The sequence below is a fragment of the Rhizobium sp. 05N430 genome, assembly GCF_056396985.1.
Genome location: NZ_JBFTMO010000003.1, coordinates 1 through 20,434 on the forward strand (window position 1 = coordinate 1; position 20,434 = coordinate 20,434).

Annotated in this window: 17 protein-coding genes; 5 read left to right on the plus strand and 12 right to left on the minus strand. The window is 62.3% G+C overall.

The annotated features are described in order from the left end of the window. The 4 genes from AC1DJO_RS07415 to AC1DJO_RS07430 form a co-directional block, all read right to left on the minus strand. Positions 1 to 6,256, minus strand: a 6,256-nt coding sequence (locus AC1DJO_RS07415) for a DUF5801 repeats-in-toxin domain-containing protein (RefSeq protein WP_477969599.1), incomplete at its 3' end; no start/stop codon positions are given. A 300-nt stretch (positions 6,257 to 6,556) separates the two neighbouring features. After that, the gene (locus AC1DJO_RS07420; RefSeq protein ID WP_477969601.1) at positions 6,557 to 7,342 is read right to left on the minus strand and encodes a VOC family protein; all 786 of its coding nucleotides are present in this window, start codon (positions 7,340 to 7,342) and stop codon (positions 6,557 to 6,559) included. Between the two features lie 62 nt (positions 7,343 to 7,404). After that, entirely contained in the window at positions 7,405 to 7,878 is a 474-nt protein-coding gene (locus AC1DJO_RS07425; protein ID WP_477969603.1) for a DUF1579 domain-containing protein, read from the minus strand. Between the two features lie 30 nt (positions 7,879 to 7,908). Then, positions 7,909 to 8,634 (minus strand): DUF899 domain-containing protein, encoded by a 726-nt coding sequence (locus AC1DJO_RS07430; RefSeq protein ID WP_477970309.1) that lies wholly within the window; start codon positions 8,632 to 8,634, stop codon positions 7,909 to 7,911. 92 nt (positions 8,635 to 8,726) lie between these two features. On the opposite strand from AC1DJO_RS07430, the gene AC1DJO_RS07435 reads away from it, so the two are divergent. Then, complete coding sequence (locus AC1DJO_RS07435) at positions 8,727 to 9,173, plus strand: MarR family winged helix-turn-helix transcriptional regulator (RefSeq protein ID WP_477969605.1); 447 nt, start codon at positions 8,727 to 8,729, stop codon at positions 9,171 to 9,173. On the opposite strand, the gene AC1DJO_RS07440 is transcribed toward AC1DJO_RS07435, so the two are convergent. The 3 genes from AC1DJO_RS07440 to AC1DJO_RS07450 all read right to left on the minus strand — a co-directional run bounded on the left by AC1DJO_RS07440 (position 9,174) and on the right by AC1DJO_RS07450 (position 10,955). Beyond that, entirely contained in the window at positions 9,174 to 9,926 is a 753-nt protein-coding gene (locus tag AC1DJO_RS07440) for an RES family NAD+ phosphorylase (RefSeq protein WP_477969607.1), read from the minus strand. After that, positions 9,886 to 10,269, minus strand: coding sequence for an antitoxin Xre/MbcA/ParS toxin-binding domain-containing protein (locus AC1DJO_RS07445; RefSeq protein ID WP_477969609.1), 384 nt, complete (start codon positions 10,267 to 10,269; stop codon positions 9,886 to 9,888). Before AC1DJO_RS07445 ends, AC1DJO_RS07440 begins: the two co-directional genes overlap by 41 nt. Before the next feature lie 263 nt (positions 10,270 to 10,532). Next, the gene (locus tag AC1DJO_RS07450; RefSeq protein ID WP_112537233.1) at positions 10,533 to 10,955 is read right to left on the minus strand and encodes an organic hydroperoxide resistance protein; all 423 of its coding nucleotides are present in this window, start codon (positions 10,953 to 10,955) and stop codon (positions 10,533 to 10,535) included. 124 nt (positions 10,956 to 11,079) lie between these two features. On the opposite strand from AC1DJO_RS07450, the gene AC1DJO_RS07455 reads away from it, so the two are divergent. Next, positions 11,080 to 11,547 carry a MarR family winged helix-turn-helix transcriptional regulator gene (locus tag AC1DJO_RS07455; RefSeq protein ID WP_477969611.1) on the plus strand — a complete coding sequence of 156 codons (468 nt, stop codon included), beginning with the start codon at positions 11,080 to 11,082 and terminating at the stop codon, positions 11,545 to 11,547. A 26-nt stretch (positions 11,548 to 11,573) separates the two neighbouring features. Further along, positions 11,574 to 11,873: a HigA family addiction module antitoxin gene (locus tag AC1DJO_RS07460; RefSeq protein WP_477969613.1), complete on the plus strand. Its 300-nt coding sequence runs from the start codon at positions 11,574 to 11,576 to the stop codon at positions 11,871 to 11,873. 34 nt (positions 11,874 to 11,907) lie between these two features. On the opposite strand, the gene AC1DJO_RS07465 is transcribed toward AC1DJO_RS07460, so the two are convergent. Further along, entirely contained in the window at positions 11,908 to 13,311 is a 1,404-nt protein-coding gene (locus AC1DJO_RS07465; RefSeq protein WP_477969615.1) for an MFS transporter, read from the minus strand. 113 nt (positions 13,312 to 13,424) lie between these two features. Between AC1DJO_RS07465 and AC1DJO_RS07470 the strand changes: the two genes are divergently transcribed. Continuing rightward, on the plus strand, positions 13,425 to 14,390 hold the full coding sequence (locus AC1DJO_RS07470) for a LysR family transcriptional regulator (protein ID WP_477969617.1): 966 nt from the start codon (positions 13,425 to 13,427) through the stop codon (positions 14,388 to 14,390). Positions 14,391 to 14,510: 120 nt separating this feature from the next. Beyond that, the gene (locus tag AC1DJO_RS07475; protein WP_477949082.1) at positions 14,511 to 15,539 is read left to right on the plus strand and encodes a cell wall hydrolase; all 1,029 of its coding nucleotides are present in this window, start codon (positions 14,511 to 14,513) and stop codon (positions 15,537 to 15,539) included. A gap of 330 nt (positions 15,540 to 15,869) precedes the next feature. Here the strand turns inward: AC1DJO_RS07475 and AC1DJO_RS07480 are convergent, their stop codons facing one another. From AC1DJO_RS07480 to AC1DJO_RS07495, 4 genes are all read right to left on the minus strand, one after another. Next, on the minus strand, positions 15,870 to 16,586 hold the full coding sequence (locus tag AC1DJO_RS07480; RefSeq protein WP_112386362.1) for a L,D-transpeptidase: 717 nt from the start codon (positions 16,584 to 16,586) through the stop codon (positions 15,870 to 15,872). A gap of 180 nt (positions 16,587 to 16,766) precedes the next feature. Further along, on the minus strand, positions 16,767 to 17,648 hold the full coding sequence (locus tag AC1DJO_RS07485; RefSeq protein WP_112517323.1) for a L,D-transpeptidase: 882 nt from the start codon (positions 17,646 to 17,648) through the stop codon (positions 16,767 to 16,769). A gap of 88 nt (positions 17,649 to 17,736) precedes the next feature. Then, the gene (locus tag AC1DJO_RS07490; protein WP_112386364.1) at positions 17,737 to 18,657 is read right to left on the minus strand and encodes an alpha/beta hydrolase family protein; all 921 of its coding nucleotides are present in this window, start codon (positions 18,655 to 18,657) and stop codon (positions 17,737 to 17,739) included. A 107-nt stretch (positions 18,658 to 18,764) separates the two neighbouring features. Continuing rightward, entirely contained in the window at positions 18,765 to 20,393 is a 1,629-nt protein-coding gene (locus tag AC1DJO_RS07495; protein WP_477969619.1) for a cisplatin damage response ATP-dependent DNA ligase, read from the minus strand. Positions 20,394 to 20,434 lie beyond the last annotated feature (41 nt).

A 20,434-nucleotide genomic window follows, 5' to 3' on the forward strand; every position in this document is an offset into this window, starting at 1 on the left:
TCGCCGCCGTGCGGAACGCCAGATCGGTGATCTTGGCGCCGTCTGCACCCTGCGTGAAGACCAGCGTGCCCGTCGCCGACTGAGTGATGAACGTGCCGTCGGCCGTACCATTTTCAGTCACGACGCTGGTGCCTGACCAGCTTGCGGTCGGCACGTCATCCTTGATCGTGACTGTGAAGTCGCCGGTCAGCTTGTCGTTGTCGCCATCGATCGCCGTGTAGGTGATCTTGATGTTCAGATCGTCGGCACCCGACGCGCTGTGCGTGGTATTGTGCAGCAGCGTGAAGGTGTAGGTGCCGTCGCCGTTCAGGGCGACCTTCCACGAACCATCACCGGCCGTCAGGGTCTTGGCGTCGCCGTTCCAGGAGGCATTGGCTGCAGAAAGCGAAATCTTGCCGCCGTCCGCGCCGAGGGAAATATCGAGATCGCCCTTGACCGAGAGGTGGCTTGCGTCAGGAGAATTGCCGTTTGCCAGGTCGTCTTCGGCAAGCGACGCACCGGAGACCTTGTTGAGAACCGGGCCATCGTCCTGGAACTGGATCTGGCTGCCGATGTTGACACTGTCGGTAGCCTTGTCGCCGTCACCATCGGTGACGGTCACGACGGCGCGGATCGCAGCATTGGTGATGGACGCGAGGTCATTGCCGGTCGTGGTGTCGGAATGCTTGATCGACAGGTATTCGACGGTGGAAAGCTTGCCGTTCTGGCCGTCGATGGCAATCGCAAAGGCCGCGGCGCCACTCTTGGCAGCGTTGACGGTGTCACCAACTCGGCCGACGACAATGCCATTTTCCGAGAAGAGGAAAATCTTCTTGCCTTCGGTGGTCATCAGGCCGCTGTTGACGCCGCTGCTGCTGAGCGAAAGCGAGTAGGCGACGCTGCCGGCGCCGTCTGCGCCAAAGGCGATCGACGAGGAAACGACGGCCGACGCACTCTGCGCATAGGCTAGCGGAGCGCCGGCATTGTCGGCATCGTGGCCGACATTCGAGACGCCGCTGAAGACAGAAAGCGCGGAGGTGTCGTTCTGCTGAAGACCGGTGCTCTCGTCAGCGATGACCTTGACGCCGGTGACCGACAGATCGACTGACGGACCATCGTCGAGGAAACGGATGCCGGACGAAATGTCCGCCGAGTCAGAGGCCTTGTCGCCGTCGCCATCGGTGACGGTCAAAACAGCCCGCACGGTCCCGTCCGCCAGCGAAACGCTGTCGTTGGCGTTGCTGGTGTTGCCATGGTTCAGCGACAGGTACTCGACCGTCGATACCTTGCCGTTCGCCGGGTCGATGGCGATTGCGATCGCCGCCTGGCCTTCGGCACCGCCGACACGGCCGACGGCAATGCCGCCTTCCATGTAGAGATAGATGTGCTGGCCGTCGGTGGTCATCAGACCGGAGTCTGCACCGTTGACGATGGCGAGCGAATAAACCTTCGCGCCAGTCGTGGCTGCGCCGTCGACACCGAAATTGGTGCTGTCAACGAGTGCACCAACTGCGGACTGGGCGTAGGCAAGCGGTGCACCGCCATTGTCGCTGTCATGGCCGACATTGGCGACGCCGCTGAAGACTGCGAGCGGGTTGGTATCGTCGCTGAGGATCTGCTTGCCTGCCGTCTCGTCGGCCGTAACGCCGAAGACGAGCGGCGTACGGATGACAGAGACACTCGGACCATCGTCCTGGAAGCGGACCTGGCCGGAAATGTCGGCACCTGCCGAAACCTTGTCGCCGTCGCCGTCGGTTGCGGTGACGACAGCGGTTACCGCGCCAGCCTTGATAGCGACCTGATCGTTCGCATCCAGCGGATTGTCGTTGTGCAGCGAAACGTACTGCACAACGCTGAGCTTGCCATCCTGGCCGATCGACAATGCGAAGGCTGCCGGGTCGTGCGCTACTACGTCGCTGGAAACAGCACCATCTTGAACATCGTATCGGCCGACGATGAAGCCGTTTTCGTTGAAGAGATAGATCTTGTGGCCATCGGTGGTCTTCAGGCCGGAATCCGTACCGTCGGCGACCGAGAGCGAGTAGACGACGGAGCCCGATACCGCAGCACCGTCAGCACCGAAATTGATCGACGGGGTCACGACGGCAGATGCGCTCTGTGCGAAGGCAACCGGAATGCCAAGGGTCTGCGGGTCGTTGCCGGCATCGTGGATGCCGCTGAAAAGACCAGCGAGCTGAAGCGACTTAAGGAAGCCGGCATCGTCAGCCTGTGCGCCGATGCTTTCGTCGGTGACAACGGTCACGCCAGAGGAGGCGAGCGAGACGACCGGACCGTCATCGCGGAACTGGATGCCGGAAGAGATATCGGCCGAGGCGCTGGCCTTGTCGCCGTCACCGTCGGTGACAGTCAGTACGGCACGGATCGAACCATCAGCAACGGCGACCGCCTCGTTGAGGCTACCGGCGTCGCCGTGATGCAGTGAGAGATATTCGACGGTCGAGACCTTGCCAGTGGCGGCATCGATGGCAACCGCGATAGCAGCCTTGCCACCGGCGGCGGCTTCTGCCGTATCACCGATACGGCCGACGACGATGCCGCCTTCCATGAAGAGGTAGATATGCTTGCCTTCGGTGGTCGTCAGGCCGGAATCCGTGCCGTTGACGACCGTCAGCGAGTAGGCCTTCGCGCCAATCTTGGCAGCACCATCGGTTCCAAAGGCCGTCACGTCGCTGATCGCGCCAAACTGGGACTGTGCGTAGGCCAGCGGAGCGCTGCCGGCGCGATCGGCGTCATCACCAGTGTTTGCAACGCCTGCGAAGACCGAGGAGGAGTTCTGATCGTCGGACTGCGTACCGGACGTCTCGTCAGCAGTGACACCGAAGAAGGGGTTGCGGCCGGCGACGACAATCGTCGGACCGTCGTCCTGGAAGCGGATCTGCTGGGAAATGTCGGCGCTGGCAGTCGCAGTGTCGCCATCGCCGTCCTTGACGGTAACGGTAGCGGAAACAGCACCATTCTTGATCGCGACCTGATCGTCGGCGTTCAGCGTATCCGGGTTCTGCAGCGAAACGTACTGGACGACACTGACCTTGCCGTCATTGCCAATCGAAATCGCAAAGGCTGCAGGATCGTGACCGGTATTCGTGACAGTGCCGCCATTGACGTCATAGCGCCCAACGATGAGATCGCCTTCCTTGAACAGGAAGATTTCGCGCCCTTCGGTGGTGAAGAGGCCCGATGCGGTGTGGTTGGCGGCAATCGTCAGCGCGTAGATCACCGATCCGCTGTTGGCCTTGCCGTCGGCGCCAAAATCGATGGTCGGCGTGATGACGGCAGCGTCACTCTGGGCAAATGCGACCGGCAGACCGAACGTATCCGGATCGCTGCCCTTGTCGTGCACGCCGGCGAAGACCTGACGGATGCCGGCATTCGCAAACACGTCGTCATTCTGCAGGAACGGCGTCTCGTCGGCGGTCACGGAACCGCTGACGGAAACGGAAACGGTCGGCGCATCGTCGCGGAACCGGATGTCGGAAGAAATATCCACCGAACCGCTTGCCTTGTCGCCGTCACCGTCGGTGATCGTTAGAACTGCGCTGATCTTGCCGTCGGCGACGGAAACAGAGTCGTTCGCATTGCTGCTATTGTCGTGATGCAACGACAGGTATTCGACCGTCGAAACCTTGCCGCTGTCGGCGTCGATGGCGACGGCGAAAGCCGCCTGGCCGAGCTTGGCCGAATTGGCACTGTCACCGACGCGGCCGACGACGATACCGTCTTCGACAAAGAGGAAAATGTGCTTGCCGGCGGTGGTCGTCAGGCCGGAATCCGTGCCATCGGTTGCCGAGAGCGAATAGACCTTGGCAGCAGCAGCCGCCTGACCGTCAACGCCGAAATAGGTGATTGCGTTCAGTGCAACGGATTTGGACTGCGCATAGGCGAGCGGGTCATTGCCGGCACGATCCGGATCATTACCTTTGTTCCAGACTGCGTTGAAGACCGAGAGTGCTGCCTGATCATCGGCCTGAAGACCGGCGGATTCGTCGGCCGTCACGCGGAAATCGTTGTTGGAATGAACAATGATTGCCGGGCCGTCATCGCGGAAGCTGATCTGTCCTGAAATATCTGTGCTTGCCGTCGCAGTGTCGTTGTCACCGTCCTTGACGGTGACAACGGCGGAAACCGTGCCGGCAGCGATCGAAACGGTGTCGTTGGCGTCGCCGGCGACGTCGTTGTGTAAGGAAACATACTGAACGACGCTGACCTTGCCGTCCTCGCCAATCGTCAGGGCGAAGGCGGCCGGATCGTTACCGGTATTCGTGACTTCACCGCCGCTCGCATCGTAGCGGCCGACGACGAAGCCATTCTCGTTGAAGAGGTAGATTTCATGACCATCAGTGGTCTTCAAGCCTGAATCCGCACCATCCTGAACGGAGAGCGAATAGACAACCGAACCGGAGACTGCGGCACCATCACCGCCGAACGAGATGGTCGGGGTGACCACGGCCGACGCGCTCTGAGCGAACGCGACCGGCAGGCCGAGGGTCTGCGGGTCGTGTCCGACATCGTGGATGCCGCTGAAGAGCTGAGCCAGCTGCAGGGACCGGACCAGACCTGCGTCATCTGCCTGCCTGCCGACGCTTTCATCGGTCACGACAGTCGTTTCGGTCGACGCCAGACTGACGGTCGGCACATCGTCATTGACGGTTACAGTGAAGCTGGTCGGCACCGTGTCTCCATCGGCGTCCTTTGCAGTTACGGCGAAGGAAAGATCGATCTGCGAATCCTGAAGATCGACTGCGAGCAGAACCGGTTCACCTTCACCGCCGGCGGGTGCCTGGGTATGGGGATGATCGATGCTCGTCAGCAGCTGGAACGTGTAGGAACCATGAGCCGAGGTCGGGTCCAGCGTGACAACGAAGACATCGGTGCGTACGGCACCCTCGCCTTCGCCGACCGTGTAACCGGTCAGCGTGTGGCCATCTGCAGAGATTTCGTACTGGATGGCGAGGCCATGCGAAGTCAGGCCGCCAGGTGCGTTCTTGGCATCAAAGGTCAGGTCGCGATGAGCGCCGTTGTCCGCACCCCACTGAACGCCGAGGCCGACATCGCCGGTAGCAACCTTTCCATCCAGAAGGTCGTGTTCGCTGATCGTACGGTCATCGCTCGCACCACCCAAGTTGATCGACGGGCCGTCATCACGAATGTCGATCGACGCATTGCCGGTGACGGCGTCGCCATCCTTGTCGGTGACAGTGTAGGTGAAGTTCAGGCGCAGCGCATCGCTGGCGCCGGACTGGTTGAGGTCCGGATGGTCGAGCGGGCCGTATTGGGTGAAGGTGAACGCACCGGTCGAGATGTCGGTGACTTTGAGTTCGAAGACAGTCACCGTATGGGCGTTTTCGCCTTCGCCGACGATTATCGTGCCGGTGATGGTCAGGCCGTTGACGGTCACGGTTACGGCGTGGCCATCCGAGGTCAGGCCGCTGAGCGGCGTGCCAGCGCTGCCGCCTTCTTCGTCGACATCGGTACCACCGGTGTAGTTGATGGCAGTGACGACGCCAAGGTCAGCGCCCGAGAGGAAGCCGAAATGGCCCTCAAGCGTATTCTTTTCGAAGTTGCCTTCGCCGTCAGAACTCTCCGTCAGCACCAGCGTGTCGGTGAAGGTGATGGTCGGCTGGTCATCGAACAGCTCCTCGTCGCCATTAGGCGTACGGTCTGGCTGCTGCGTATCAGCCAGCAATGCCGCCAGTTCCGTCGGCGCGTCGTCACCACCCGGCGTGGTATCCTGGAATTCCGCGCCGGAGCTCGGGGYTGCGGCCGAGGCGCTGTCGCCGCCATCCGGGCCGGCGGCAACGTTGATGTGGCTGTCGTTCAGCGCGGCGATGACGGTGTCGCGCGGCAGTTCGACTTCGCCGATCAGGAAGGTCGGGACGTGGGCGGCGCCGTTGATGATGACGATCTCGGTGCCGTCGGGCTGGACCAGTACCAGATTGGCACCCTCGATGCGGATGTCGTCGAGCGAGACGTTGGCCGCGAGGTGGGCGACGTTGTTCTGATCCGGAACAACTTCATTCGGATTTGCCGAAGCCTGCGGAGCCGACGGGGCGGCTTCGACGCGGTCGGTCTTCGGCGACTGCTCGCCGGCCGGTGTCTGATCTGTCGTCTGCGAGCTCTGCGCCTGGGCAAGCTCGACACGCTCGACCTCAGGAAGCTTGGCCTCTTCGCGTCCTGCAATTTCGTGAACGTCCGAGATCATCTCGTGAGAAGCGTGCTCGCCGTCGACGTTCGAATTACGCAGATCTTCGATAGACATGACTTTACCCCAATGAACAATTGAGGTGCAATCAATTACGCGGGAGGTCTAATTGCAATACTTCCTTAACCACCAAGATATAGCCGATTATGCTTCCACCCAAAAATGTTCAGGGACGGTTAACCTTGGAACGGCCTTTTGGGGTGAGAATGCTAAAATTTGAATAAAATTAAGGAAGTAGCAAGGGATTTTTGACCCCGAAACGCTTAACGGCGGCCCGTTTTTTTCAGGGGCCGCCGTTAACCTTGAAGGGCGCGATTCGGGGCTGTCAGGGGCTGCCGGACACCCCGTTTTCGGCGGTCAGCGCCGGGGCGCAGCGAGGCAGAAAAATGCGCCCTGCGGATCGATGCCATTGACCACCCAGGTGCCGCCCGGAACCTCCATCGGACCAAAGACGATCTTGCCGCCGCCTGCGTTTACCCGCTCGACGGCGCTGTCGATCTCCGGCACGTTGAAGTAATAGGCCCAGTACGTCATCGGCACGTCGGCAGGCTTGGTCATCATGCCGCCGGTCTGTTTTCCGTGCTCGGCGAAGATGCGGTAGGTGCCCATCTCGCCCATGTCGAAGTCGTGGTCCTTGGTCCAGCCGAAGATCTTTTCATAGAAATCGAAAGCCTGCTGCCAGTCGCCGGACATCAGCTCGTGCCAGCCGACATGGCCGGGCGTCCCGATTTCCGGCTCCCAGCCATCGTCGTTTTCCATCGGCAGCGGCGTCATGATGCAAAGCACGGCGCCGCTCGGATCGGCGACGACGGCGAAGCGGCCGACAGTCGGGATATCCTCGGGCGGGCGGCGCACGCTGCCGCCACTGGCGGCAAAGTCGCGGGCGGACTGATCGACGTCATCGACGGCGACATAACCCGTCCAGTTGGGCGGAATGCCCTGCCCTTCGAGCTCGGCCGGAAAGGTCATCATGCCGCCGACGCCGCGGCCGTTGGCCTCGAAGATCGTATAGACCCCCATGTCCCCCATCGGCATTTCCTTGGTCGCCCAGCCGGTGACCGAGCCGTAGAACTTCGCGGCGGCGGTGGTATCGGGCGTCATCAGCTCGCACCAGATGAACTTGCCATGCGTATTCGAAGCCATGATCTTTCCCTTTCAAGAGTGTCGGATGTCATTTCCGTCTGGCGCCCGATGGGACGCCGCGATCACGGCTTGCGTGCGTAGCGCGCTTCCATGAGTTGCTTCCAGCTGCCGTCGGGCTGTTTCGCCGAGGAGGCGAAGGTGCGGTGGTCGGCGTCGATGAAGGAGATCTGTTCGCGGTAATCCTGTTCGCCACCGCCGCCCATGCAATCGGGACCGCGCGTATAGAGGCTGAGCACCTTGCCATCGGGCGAGACCTCGCCCTCATAGACCCACATGTGGTCCATCATCGAGCCGATCCAGGTGCCGATATATTTGCCCTTCGAAGGCGAGTAGCCGAGGGTCAGCACCGTCGTTGCGGCACCACTGCCGTCAGGCATCTGGCCGTTTCCTTCGGCCACGAACCAGGCGCCGTGAAGCGAGCGGACGACCTCGGTCCATTGCCCGCTTTCTTTCATGTCGTCGGACGTGACATTCCAGGTCCCGACGAGCTTTTCGAGGAAACGGTGCTCCTCCATCGCTTTTGCAGGTTCCATCATCCTTCCTCCCTCGGCTGATGCTTGCAGATCTCAATGACAGCAGGATTGCGTCTTCGCATCCTCGTATTCGTCGTGACGCTTGACGAAGCTCATGGTGCTGTCCTCGTTGCGGCCCTTCGGCGCGTAGTCGAGGATCATCAGCGTGCCCAGCACCTCTTCGCCGCCTCGGGCATAGTTCGAGTACGTGTGGAAGATCTCGCCCTTCTCGTTCTTGTAGAAGGCGCTCATGCCCGGTAGTTCGTCATTGGCGTCCTCGGGCTTCATCTCGGTGAAGTTGTAGAAGACCTTGTCCTTCTTCAGATCCTCGGGCGTGAACGAGACGTGGTAGTCGAAGTTGAAATCATTCCCGATGGAAGAGACCCAGGGGAATTTCCAGCCCATGCGATTCTTGTAGGCCTCGATCTTCTCGACCGGCGCGCGGGAGACCGCCACCCAGGTGACGTCGTGATTGTTGAGATGCGGCAGCGTGCCATCTATATGATCGGACAGGAAAGAGCAGCCCGGGCAGCCTGCCTCCCATTCCGGCCCCATCATGAAATGATAGATCATCAGCTGGCTGCGGCCTTCGAAGAGGTCGGCGAGCGACTTTTTGCCACCCGGCGTGTCGAAGACGTAATTCTTGTCGACCCTCACCCAGGGGAGCGCCTGGCGCTCGGCGCGCAGCGCATCACGCTGCCGGGTATGGGCCTTTTCCTTAGCCAGAAACGCGCGGCGGGTCTCGAGCCATTCTTCGCGGGAAACGACAGCATTCTGCATGATCGCACGCCCTCCTCCGGCGCGGCCGGCAAGGACCGGCATTTCGTTCTGCTTTGCTTGACTAAATACATTGATATCAATAGAATTTGGCCATGTCAAATTCGGTCGATATTCCCTATTCCACGACGCTGCTCGTGCGCGACACCTGCCTCTGCCTGCATGTGCAGCGGGCGGCCCGGGCCTTGGCGCGGCTGTTCGACGACGCGCTTCGTCCTGTCGGGCTCACCAACGGGCAGTTCTCGCTGATGATGTCGCTCAACCGGCCGGAGCCGCCGCCGATGGGGCCGGTCGCCAACCTGCTCGCCATGGACCAGACGACGCTGACGGCCGCGCTGAAACCACTGCAGCGCCGTGGATGGGTAAATGTGACGCCCGGCGCCAAAGACAAGCGCTCGCGGCTGCTCAGCCTCACGGCCGAGGGGAAATCCGTACTGGCCGCTGCCGTGCCGATCTGGCAGAGCACCCATGCCGCACTGGAAGACAAGCTGCCTGATGCCAATGGCGACGGGCTGCGCAGCATGCTGCTGGCACTTTGCTGATCAGTTTCCGATACGCGGATCGCCGCCGAAATCGGCGCGTGCAAAGCCGATGCGCTGCTTCGGAAATTCACACAGTGCCTGAACGCCCGATGCCGACAGCCGGATGCGCCATGTCTGCCGTTCGGCGGGCTCGCGAGCGCTGAAGGCCTTGGCGGTCAAAAGCGCCAGATTGCGGCCATGGCGCGGATCGCGGACGGATTCATAGAGGATGGCCTCCGTATCCGCCGCGCGGGCGGCCTCGGCAAGCGCCTGGCATGCTTCGTAGTTCAGCGGGTCCATCCATATCGCCCGGTCACGATCGAGCGGCGGGAGCGTCAGGTCGAGCGCTGCGGATGTCGCGACGGGCGCTGCAAAGGCGGTGTATTCGGCGGCATTGGCTGGCAATGGCGTAGCGGGCGAATCCGCATAGAACAGCAGCCGGTAGAAGGCCATTTCCGATAGCGCCGTCTCCACCTTCTCCGAGGCATAGAACACACCCAGCGTCCGTCCTGCCCGGCGGAAGCGGGAACCGTGCGGATAGACGGCGCCGTATCGGAACGGTGTCGCCAGCAGATAATCCAGCCCCACGCATTCCGGCGGCAATGCCGGCTTGCTCTCTTCGAGCAGATTTTCGAGAAGCGCCTGCTCCTCCAGCGTATCGACGAGTTTCAGCGTCGAGATCTGGTGCTGCGCCTCCACCAGCCGCCAGAAACGGCCGGAGACGGCGCGCAGTTCAGACGACAGCGCGGCGGGCGTCCAGATAGGCAAGGACATCGGTCAAACCTGAAATGCTGACGATCTTTTCGAGCGGGGTGGCGCCGAGCGCCGTGTTGGCATTGCGCAGCCACTGCCTGGCAACGGCCTCATCGCCGCCGGCGATGGCGTCGAGCGAGCGGAACAGGCGAACGAGAAGAATGGCGAGCTCGAAGGATTTGCCGCTGCGATCCAGCTGGTGATCCTGCCGTTTCATGCGCGACACGGTGGCTTCCGAGACACCTAGAACGGCAGACAGCGTGCGGGCACTTATGCCGAGGCGATCTGCGGCGTTGACCGCGGCCTTGGTGATGACGGCGGCTTCCTGGGTGAAGCGCGCTTGAGCGGGCGATGGTACGGGCATCGGATATCCTTTCCTTAGAAAGAATATAGCGATTTTATTTCATATGAAAAGATGTGGTTTGCGCACAGCGAGGAAACCAACTCTCCGCCCTCATCCCTGTGCCTTTCACAGGGATCCAGCAGCGCCGCGTCGGCGGTGCGGAAAAGTCTTTCCGGCCCAAGGACTTGGGCCGGCTGGATTCCTGTGACGAGCACAGGAATGAGGGAACACGTGGAGGCGTTCCTCAGGCTTCTCTTCTCCCCTCGGGTAGAAGAGAAGGTCAATCAGGCAACCGTCACCGGAACTTCGGTCGAGGTGCGCATCGCGTGGCTGTAGGGGCAGACGATATGGGCAGCAGCGGCGAGCTTTTCGGCTTCAGCCTTGTCGAGGCCCGGGATGTTGACCGTCAGGGCCACTTCGATGCCGAAGCCGCCGCCGTCTTCGCGCGGGCCGATACCGACCTTGGCGGATACGGTCGTGTCCTCGGGAATCTTGACCTTCTGCTGGCCTGCGACAAATTTCAGGGCACCCAGGAAGCAGGCCGAGTAGCCGGCGGCGAAGAGCTGCTCGGGATTGGTGCCGGTTGCGCCGTCGCCGCCGAGTTCCTTCGGAACGGTGAGCGTGACGTCGAGAACACCGTTATCGGAAACGGCGCGGCCGGCGCGGCCACCGGTGGCGGATGCTTGGGTCGTGTAGAGAATAGGCATGTCAGTCTCCTTTGCGTTGGGGTTGCGATTTATATAATGCGCAATTAAATTGTACGCAAGTGAATTTTGCAAATTGCATTCGGAATCTGAAAAGACGACAATCGCAGCGACAGGACACACGGATATGAAGGCGCAGACGGCAAGGACGATGGAGATACCGGCAGAGGAAAAGAAGCTCGAGCGGCAGCTCTGTTTTGCGGTCTATTCGACGGCGCATGCCTTCACCCGCGCCTACAAGCCGATCCTCGACAAGGTCGGCCTCACCTATCCGCAATATCTGGCGATGCTGGTGCTCTGGGAAAAATCGGAACTGCCGGTGAAGACGATCGGCGAAAAACTCGACCTCGATTCAGGCACACTCTCGCCGCTCCTGAAGCGCCTGGAGCAGAACGGCCTGATCAAGCGCACCCGCGACGCGCGCGACGAGCGTCAAGTCCTGGTATCGCTGACGCCGAAGGGCGACGCCATGCGCGCCGAGGTCGACACGATCATGGGCTCGATCGGCCAGGCGATCGGCTGCACGCTCGAGGAGATGGCGGAGATCCGCACCCTGCTCCAGGGCCTGCGGTCGAATCTGAACGGCGCGGATTGACGTCGCGCGGGCGAAAGGAACCCGACATGGCAAGAGAAATTCCTCTTCCCCACCCGGGGATCGTGCTCAAGGAAGAGTTCCTGGAGCCGATGGGCATCAGCGTCTATGCTGCGGCCAAGGCGACCGGCATTGCGCGCAGCCAGCTCAATCGGGTCTGCCATGGCGACCTGAACATCACCGCGCCGATGGCGCTGCGGCTTGGCAAATATCTGAATGTCGATCCGAAGTGGTTCATGAACATGCAGGTCACCTTCGATCTCGTCTCATCCAGCGAGAGCCTGACACACGAGCTGCAGGCGATCGATCCGGTCAGATCGGCAGCATAGGAAGACCCGCGCCGATGGCGCGGGCCGGAATGCGTTACTCCGCGGCCTGATAGGCGGCCGGGACCGGAGCGCGGGAACCGCGCGGGCCGAGTGCTGCGAAGAGGACCACCAGTACCGAGAGGATGGCGACGAAGGTGACGCCTGCGGTGTAGGCATCGTAGCCCATCGATGGGGCGGCGCTGAAGATGGCGGAGGCGGCCGCGAGAACGATGCCGCCGCCGATCTGGAAGGCGGCGAAGAGCAGGCCGGAGGCAAGGCCCGACTTGTCTTCCTCGACATCCGAGAGAGCCGCGACCTGCACCGACGGGTAGGTCATGGCATAGCCGACGCCGAGCGGGATCTGCGAGAGGGCGACGAGCAGCACCGGATTGACATGGCCGACGGCCAGCACCCAGAAGATATAGCTCGATGCCTGCAGCGCGACACCCAGCGTCATCAGGCCCGTCGTGCCGCGGTTCTGGGCGATGGTTGCGAAGCGCGGTGCGAGGAACATGACGCAGACGCCGCCGAAGGCGAAGCAGAAGCCCGTGACGAAAGCCGACCAGCCGAGTTCATCCTGATAGTAGAGCGTGGCGATGAACTGGAAGCCGACATAGACGCCCTGGAACAGCGCCGCCAGCAGGTTGGCATGGCTGAGCTTCGCCTTGCGGAAGATACCGAGCGGCACCATCGGATCGTGATGCCGGGATTCGACCACCAGGAAGAGGCCGATCAAAAGCACCGCGGCCACCAGGGAACCCCAGGTCGGCAGCGCATTCCAGCCTTCGGCAGCGGCATTGGTGATGCCGAAGACGAAGAGCAGCAGGCCGGGAGTGATGGTCAGCGCCCCCGCCCAGTCGAAGGACGGACGCTTGCCGCCGAGCTTGACGTCACGCGGCAGAACATAGGGCGCGGCGATCAGGGCGAGGATGGCGACAGGCGCGCCCATGACCAGCGTCGCCCGCCAGCTGATGATGGTGGCGGCACCGCCAAGCACCATGCCGAGCACGAAGCCGGTTGCCCCCGTGGAGGCAAAGACGCCGAGCGCCTTGGCGCGGGCCGCACCCTCGCCGAAGACGGAGAGCAGCAGGGCGAGTGCTGCCGGCGCGGTGAAGGCGGCGGCGATGCCCTTGATCAGGCGGGCGGCGATCAGGGTCGGACCGCTGTCCACGAAGCCGCCGGCAATGCTGGCGGCCGCGAAGACGGCAAGCGACCACAGGAAGACGCGGCGGTGACCGAAGACATCGGCAACGCGGCCGCCGAGCAGCAGGAAGCCACCATAGCCCAGCACATAGGCGCTGACGGCCCATTGCAACGAGGTGGCGGGCATTCCGAGTTCAGCCTGGATGGCGGGAAGCGCGACGCCGATGGTCGAGACGTCCATGGCATCGAGGAAATTGGCGGCACAGAGCAGCAGCAATGCCAGCCCTGCCCCGCTTCTGGATTGGGAGAGTGTCATCGAAATCGTTCCTTTCGGCTGCCGCGGATTGGGAGGAGCGGCAGGGAACGAGAAAATGTACACGTCCTGATCCTATTGCAAATTGATAGTACCCATGCCAGGTATTACTGACGATGATAAATGATGCGACCCTTCGAAAGATCGACCTCAATCTGCTCGTCGCCTTCTCGGTGCTGATGCAGGAGCGCAATGTCAGCCGCGCTGCCGAGCGGCTGCTGCTCGGGCAGCCGGGTCTTTCGGCAGCGTTGAAGCGGCTGCGCGAGGCGCTGGGCGATGAGCTTTTCGTGCGCGTCGGGCGCGGGTTGCAGCCGACGCCGCGCGCACTTGCCATCGCGCCTGCCGTCGAGGAGGCGTTGACCTGCATCGAAAAGGCAATCCGTCCGCCTGATGCCTTCGACCCGGCGCTATACGACGGCGAATTCCGCATCAGCATGTGCGACAATCTCGAGACCGCCTTCTTCGGACCGCTGGCCGCGCGGCTGCGGCAGCTGGCGCCGAATGCAAAACTGATCGGCGTCGCATCCGAAAAGCGCGAGGCCGCCCGGCTGCTCGATGACGGCGCTTTCGACTTCAGCGTTGCCGTCCATGACGAGCCCGCCTCCTGGCATGTGCGCGAACCGCTTTTCGAACAATGCTCGATGTCGATCTACGATCCGCTACAGCTGCGCCTGAAGGCGCCGCTGGGGCTCGCTGATTTCACCGGCAATCCGCATATCGTCATTTCCTACGAAAGCGGCGATACGGCCACCAATCTTGATCTCGCCCTGACGCGGATCGGCGAGAAGCGGACGATTGCCGCCAGCGTGCCGCGCTTCTCCGCACTGCCGACGGCGCTGAAAGCGATGCCGGCGATTGCCACCGTTCCGGAGGCCATTGCCCGCTGCATGGCGCAGCTGCATGGGCTGTCGATCTCGCGCCTCCCCTTCGACCTGCCGGCCGATCCCGTGACCATGCTCTACCGCCGCGTCGACCAGGCGGATGGGCGCGCCGTGTGGTTGCGCAAACTGTTCATCGAGGTGGCTTCAGCGGCGCTTGAGGCATCCGGATGCACGATGAGCATCTCGAAAGCAGCGGCTTAACCACTTCTTTGCCAAGCTGGGTTAAATGGCCGTTCACGAAATGTGTTTGGCATAATCGGTAACGTGAGGTACAAAGTCTCGCCGAGTGATTTGGGGCTGGACCGAAAAAACTGGGAGGCACTGCCGTTGAGGGGCAAAACCATCTCCGCGATTTTCATCGCAGGACTGGCCGTCACGGGTTGCAGCACGGCCAACGAGCCGGATGCGCTCGATGCCAAAGCGACGCCAAAGGCGAAGACCGTTGCCGCCACTCCAGGCAAGGTCACCTATAATTACACCGCCAAGGACCGCGAGTGCCTGAAGCGCGCAATGTATTTCGAATCCGAACATTCGGATCGCAACGGCTATCTCGCCGTCGGCACGGTCGTCATGAACCGGCTGACCTCGCAGGCCTATTCCGATTCCATCTGCGGCGTCGTCGGACAGAAGAAGCAGTTCGCACCCGGCGTCCTGACCCGAACGGTCGAGCCGGTTGCCGAGCCGCAGCTTGATGCCGCCGCCGACGACATTCTGCGCGGCGCGCGCCATCCGGGCGTAAAGGAAGCGATGTTCTTCCACACCGAAGGCCTGAAGTTCCCCTACGGCAACATGCACTACGTGACGGCTGCCGGCGGCAACGTCTTCTACGAGAAGCGTGGCCGCGACGGCGAATTGCAGACGCCCGCCCCGATGCCGTCCTATGAAGTGGCGATGAATTACGTCGCGAACGACCAGCGCTCCGGCGCCGTCCAGTTCGCCGGCGTCGAACAGTATACAGCGGCACCGCAGCCTGCCCCTGCAGCCCCGGCCGTCAGCGCGCCGCAGCCATCCTCGACACAGGTCGCCTATACGCAGGTTGCTTCCGCCGATCCGGATTCACCGGCGCCGTTCGAAATCCTGCTGCCGGAAACTGGCCCGGTCCCAGCCGCTATGCCGGGCGAGGCCGCACCCGCCTTGGCCGTCCAGCCCGCCTCCACAGGGTCGCTGCCGCAGGCATCGCAGATGCAGATGCAATTCCAGGCACAGCCGGCGCCCCAGACCCTGCAGCCACCATCGCTGCAGCCCGCGGCCGATGTGCTGACCCCGCCAACCCGCGTCGTCCTGCCGACGCCGCGGCCGGCATATAACAGCGCATCGCTCAATCTCGGGCCGTTGCGTTCGGGTGGTTGAGGCGAACGATTGAAAAAGCTCCCGTTTTGGGAGCTTTTTTGTAGGCGCGGCGTCATCAGACCACCCTCATTCCTGTGCTCGTCACAGAACTCCGGTGCGCCACAGTCATGGGGCGTGGGAGACTCTCCATGGGAAACGGGGATCATTCACCGCGCGGACGCGCGGTGGCTGGATTCCTGTGACAAGCACAGGAATGAGGGAACGTTGGAGAGTATTCCAAACGAAAAAGGCACCCCGCTGGGGGTACCCTTGTTGTATCGGCCATGTTTTTTGGCGTTTGCAGCCCTCGATCCCTAGGACCGATTGCCGCTTGCGCGTCGACCGTTTGACCTACTGCCAGACGACGATCGGGCTCTTCTGGGGAACGCGGTCGTAGAGGTCGATAATGTCCTGGTTGAGCAAGCGGACGCAGCCGGATGACACGGCCTTGCCGATCGAACGCCAGTCGGGATTGCCGTGCAGACGATAGAGCGAGTCTTCGCCATTGGAGAAGATGTAGAGCGCGCGGGCGCCGAGCGGGTTCTTGAGGCCCGGCTCCATACCGCCATTGGCGATCGAATATTTGGTGAGCTCCGGCTGGCGGGCGACCATCTCATTCGGTGGCTTCCAGCGCGGCCATTTCTGCTTCCACTGGATGACGCCGTTGCCGGACCAGGCAAAGCCCTCGCGGCCGATACCGACGCCGTAGCGCATCGCCGTGCCACCCGGCTGGACGACATAGAGGAAGCGCGAGGGCGTATCGACGACGATTGTGCCCGGCGCCTGGCCGGTGGGGTCGATGACCTGCTGGCGGTAGAAGCGCGGATCGATCTGCTTGTAGGGCACCGGCGGGATCAGGAAGCCACCGTCTTCGATCGGGCCATACATGACTTCCAGTTCGGCATCGGTGGGAGCCGGCGTCGTCTGGAAGAGCCTGGGAACGCGGAAGGCGACGGGCTGAACGCCCGGGGCGCTGGATGTGGATGCGCAGCCGGCAAGCGCGGAGGCCGCGGTCAATGCCGAGAAAGACAGAAAGCTGCGGCGGGAAATGGGGTTTTCGAAGCTCATGGCCTGGGAGGGACTTCCTTCTGACGCGGAACCGGCCCGTAACGGCAGGCCGGTCCCCGTTTGATTCATTCGACGCAATGAACGTCTCTCAGAAATCTATCGGCCCCAGCTAAATAAACCATAGCTTCACGAAGTCTTGTCCAGCAGTGAGCGCACGATATCGGTGGCGCTGTTGCGCTGCTACATCACAACGATCTCAGCCTTGGCGGAAACCCGGTCGTAGAGATCGACGACATCCTGGTTCAGCATGCGCACGCAGCCCGACGATGTCGCCTTGCCGATCGACTGCCATTCGGGCGTGCCGTGGATACGGTAGAGCGTATCCTTGCCGTCATGGAAGATATACATGGCGCGGGCGCCGAGCGGATTGCCGAGGCCGGGGTTCATGCCGCCATTCTCGGCGGAGAAGGAGCGCACGTCCGGCTGGCGCTGAACCATTTCATCGGGCGGCGTCCAGCGCGGCCATTTCTGCTTCCACTGGATCACGCCGCGGCCCGACCAGGCATAGCCCTCGCGGCCGAGACCGACGCCGTAACGCATCGCCTTGCCATTGGGCTCGATGAGATAGAGATGCTTGGTCCGGGTATCGACGACGATCGTCCCGGGCTTCTCGTTGCTCGGATAATCGACTTCCTGGCGCAGGTACTCGGAACTGACACGGCTGACGGGAATCGCCGGCAGCCGGAAATCGCCATCCTGCTTTTCGGCATACATCGCGACGCTGACCGGATTGCTGACCGGCAGGCCGTAGGTCCGGCTGGATGCAGCACTTGGGATGCCGTAGGTAACGCCTGGATCGGTGGCGCCCAAGGTCCGGCCGGGGATGCCGTAGCTCTGATTGTAGATCGTCGCCGGAACGCCGGGTCTCTGCGGCACCGGCGCATCGATCGGGCGGACGCGATTGGGATTGGTGCCCGGCTGATAGAAGACCGGCGCGGTCTCCTGGACGAAACGGGCGGGATCGGTGGCACCGGTATCGGGGATCAGCACGTTGCAGCCGGCAAGAGACATGGCAGCAACAGCAAGCCCGGCAAGAGGGAGCACCCGGCGCAAGAATTCCATAAATCCACCCTTATCGAAATCGGCAGAGAAACATATCTGCCGGGAGGATGGCATTTGCGGCTGGCGTGAAGCTGGTGTCGGGGTGCCCTTACGCTGCCACGCCCTGGAAGAAATGGATGCTCTGGGCGATCTCGGCGGGGAGTGCCGAGGTGTGGTTGCCGGCCACCGTATCGGTTTCGATGCGGATACCGGCGCGGCGGGCGCGCCGCGCGAGCAGGTCGGCGCGGTCGTTGAAGTGGTCTTCCTCGGTGCCGTGCATGACGCGCAGCGGGCATTTGAAGCTTTCGGCATAGCAGAGCGCCGTGCGAACCTCGAATTCGCGCTCGTTGCTGTCGTCGAAACGGATGTCCTGCGGATAGCGATTGAAGAAGCGGAAGGCGTCCGGATTGCCCGAGATCGGGGCTGCGGCGCGGAACTTGTGGGTGGACATCGAAGCCAGCATGGTCAGCGTGCCGCCGATGCTGTGGCCGGCGATGAAGAGGCGATTCTGATCGACACCCGGCAGATGCGCCATGCGATCAGCGGCGGCGAGAACGTCGTCCACTTCGTCGTAGAAGCCGGAGAAATTGCCCATCTGGCCGTTTTCACCGCGCACCGAGGGCATCATCACCACGAAACCGGCATCCATATAGGGCTTCATCAGGTTCCAGTGGCCCATGCCCATGGCATTGCCGCCGTGGAGGAAGAGCACAGCCGGTTTCGGCTGGCGGGTGCGCTTGTATTTGCTGACCCAGGCGACGAGCTCGAGTTCGCTCCCGGCGCCCGAGCGGTAGAAGATCTGATCGCCATCTGCGGGCGCGACTAGGTTTTCGTATTTGTCCGGGGCCGGTCCCTTCTGCAGCAGCTTAGTGCGGAAATGGGTGCGGACCTTGGCGTAGTCGTGCGCGATCAGCTTCGGTTTCAGGGGAACATCGAAAGCGCGGGCCATCCCCGGCAGCAGCAGGCTTCCAGCAAGACCCGCAAGAACCGAGCGGCGCTGACGGAAGAAGGCATTCTGGTCATCGGTCATTGTTCAGCACTCTATGTACCCGGCTCTCAAAATGTGCCTGCAAACTCTGTTGCGGCCAATACACATTGTGTTGAAAATGTGATCCTGCGGCATTTTGCGCACAGCCGCTATTCCGCCGCCTTCGCATCGATCATCGCCACCAGCGTTTCGAGCCGGTCGGCCTCATAGCTCGGCTTGTCCGGACGTAGGCGGGAGATGCGCGGGAAGCGCATGGCGACGCCGGATTTGTGGCGGGTCGAGCGGTTGATGCCCTCGAAGGCGACCTCGACGACGAAGCCGAACTCCTTGTCGGCCCGCACGGCGCGGACGGGGCCGAAACGTTCGGTCGTGTTGTTGCGCACGAACTTGTCGAGCACTTCGAGCTCCTGATCGGTGAAGCCGAAATAGGCCTTGCCGACGGGTACCAGCTGCTCGCCATCGGGCATCTCGGCCCAGACGCCGAAGGTGAAATCGGAATAATAGCTGGAACGCTTGCCGTGGCCGCGCTGCGCATACATGAGCACGGCATCGACATTGTAGGGATTGCGCTTCCACTTGAACCAGGGGGCCTTCAAGCGGCCAGCCTGATAGATGCTGTCGCGGCGCTTGATCATCACGCCTTCGATGACGGGATCGGGCGGCGTCGAGCGCAACTCGTCGAGCTCGTCCCATGTCGTGAAATCGACCAGAGGCGAGAGGTCGAACCGGTCGTGCGGCGCCTGTTCGATGATTTCGGAGAGGCGATCGCGGCGCGCGGTGTAGATATTCCCACGCACATCCTCCTCGCCGTCGAAGAGCAGGTCGTAGGCGCGGATGAAGGCCGGGTATTCCTCCAGCATCTTGCCGGAGACGGTCTTGCGGTTCAGCCGCTGCTGCAGATCGGAGAAGGTGCGGGTGGGATTGTTGGAACGCGCCGTGCCGCCGACCAGGAGCTCGCCATCGACGACGCCGTTGAAGCTGATCGCATCAAGAACATCGGGAAAAGCGCCCGAAATATCGTCGCCGGAGCGGGAATAGATCTTTCGCGTCTCGCCGGCACGCGACAGCTGGACGCGGATGCCGTCCCATTTCCATTCCGCGGCGTAATCCTTGGGGTCGAGATTGGCGAGGTCGCCTTCCTCGACGGGATTGGCGAGCATGACGGAATGGAAGATCGCCGGCGTTGCCAGGATCGGCTTGCCGCCCTTGCCTTCCAGCCATTCGAAAAGCGATTCGTAGGGTGGCTCCAGACCATGCCAGAGCGTCTCGATCTCGGTGACGTCCTTTGCCCCAAGCTCGGCGAGCGCCTGTTTGGCGAGGCGGGCCGAGACGCCGATGCGCAGCGCGCCGGTGGCGAGCTTGATGAAGGCGAAGCGGCCGGACGAGTCCAGCCGGTCGAGGAGATCGCGGACATAGCTGCGGACTTCGGTGCGGCCGAGCGCATTCATCTGGCTGATGACTTCGCCGAGATGAGGCTGGGCGAGCGCGGAGCGTTCGATGTCCTTTTCGTTGTCCCAGACGAGAGAAATGGTTTCGGCGAGATCGCCGACATAGTCGTAGGAATAGCGAAACAGCACCTCGTCCATGCGCTCCAGCACCAGTTCGCGGAGCATGGCGGGCTTGACGTTGCGGACTTCAAGCGTGCCGGCGATGGCGGCGAGACCGTAGCCGCGGTCGGGATCTGGCGTGTCGCGGAAGTAGTCGGTGAGGAGTTTGAGCTTGCCGTTGCGGCTGGGGGTGACGACCAGGCGGTCGAGGAGGTCGGCGAAGGGTTTCATGGGTGGGCTCCCACCTGTGAAGAAAACCCCTCCCCAACCCC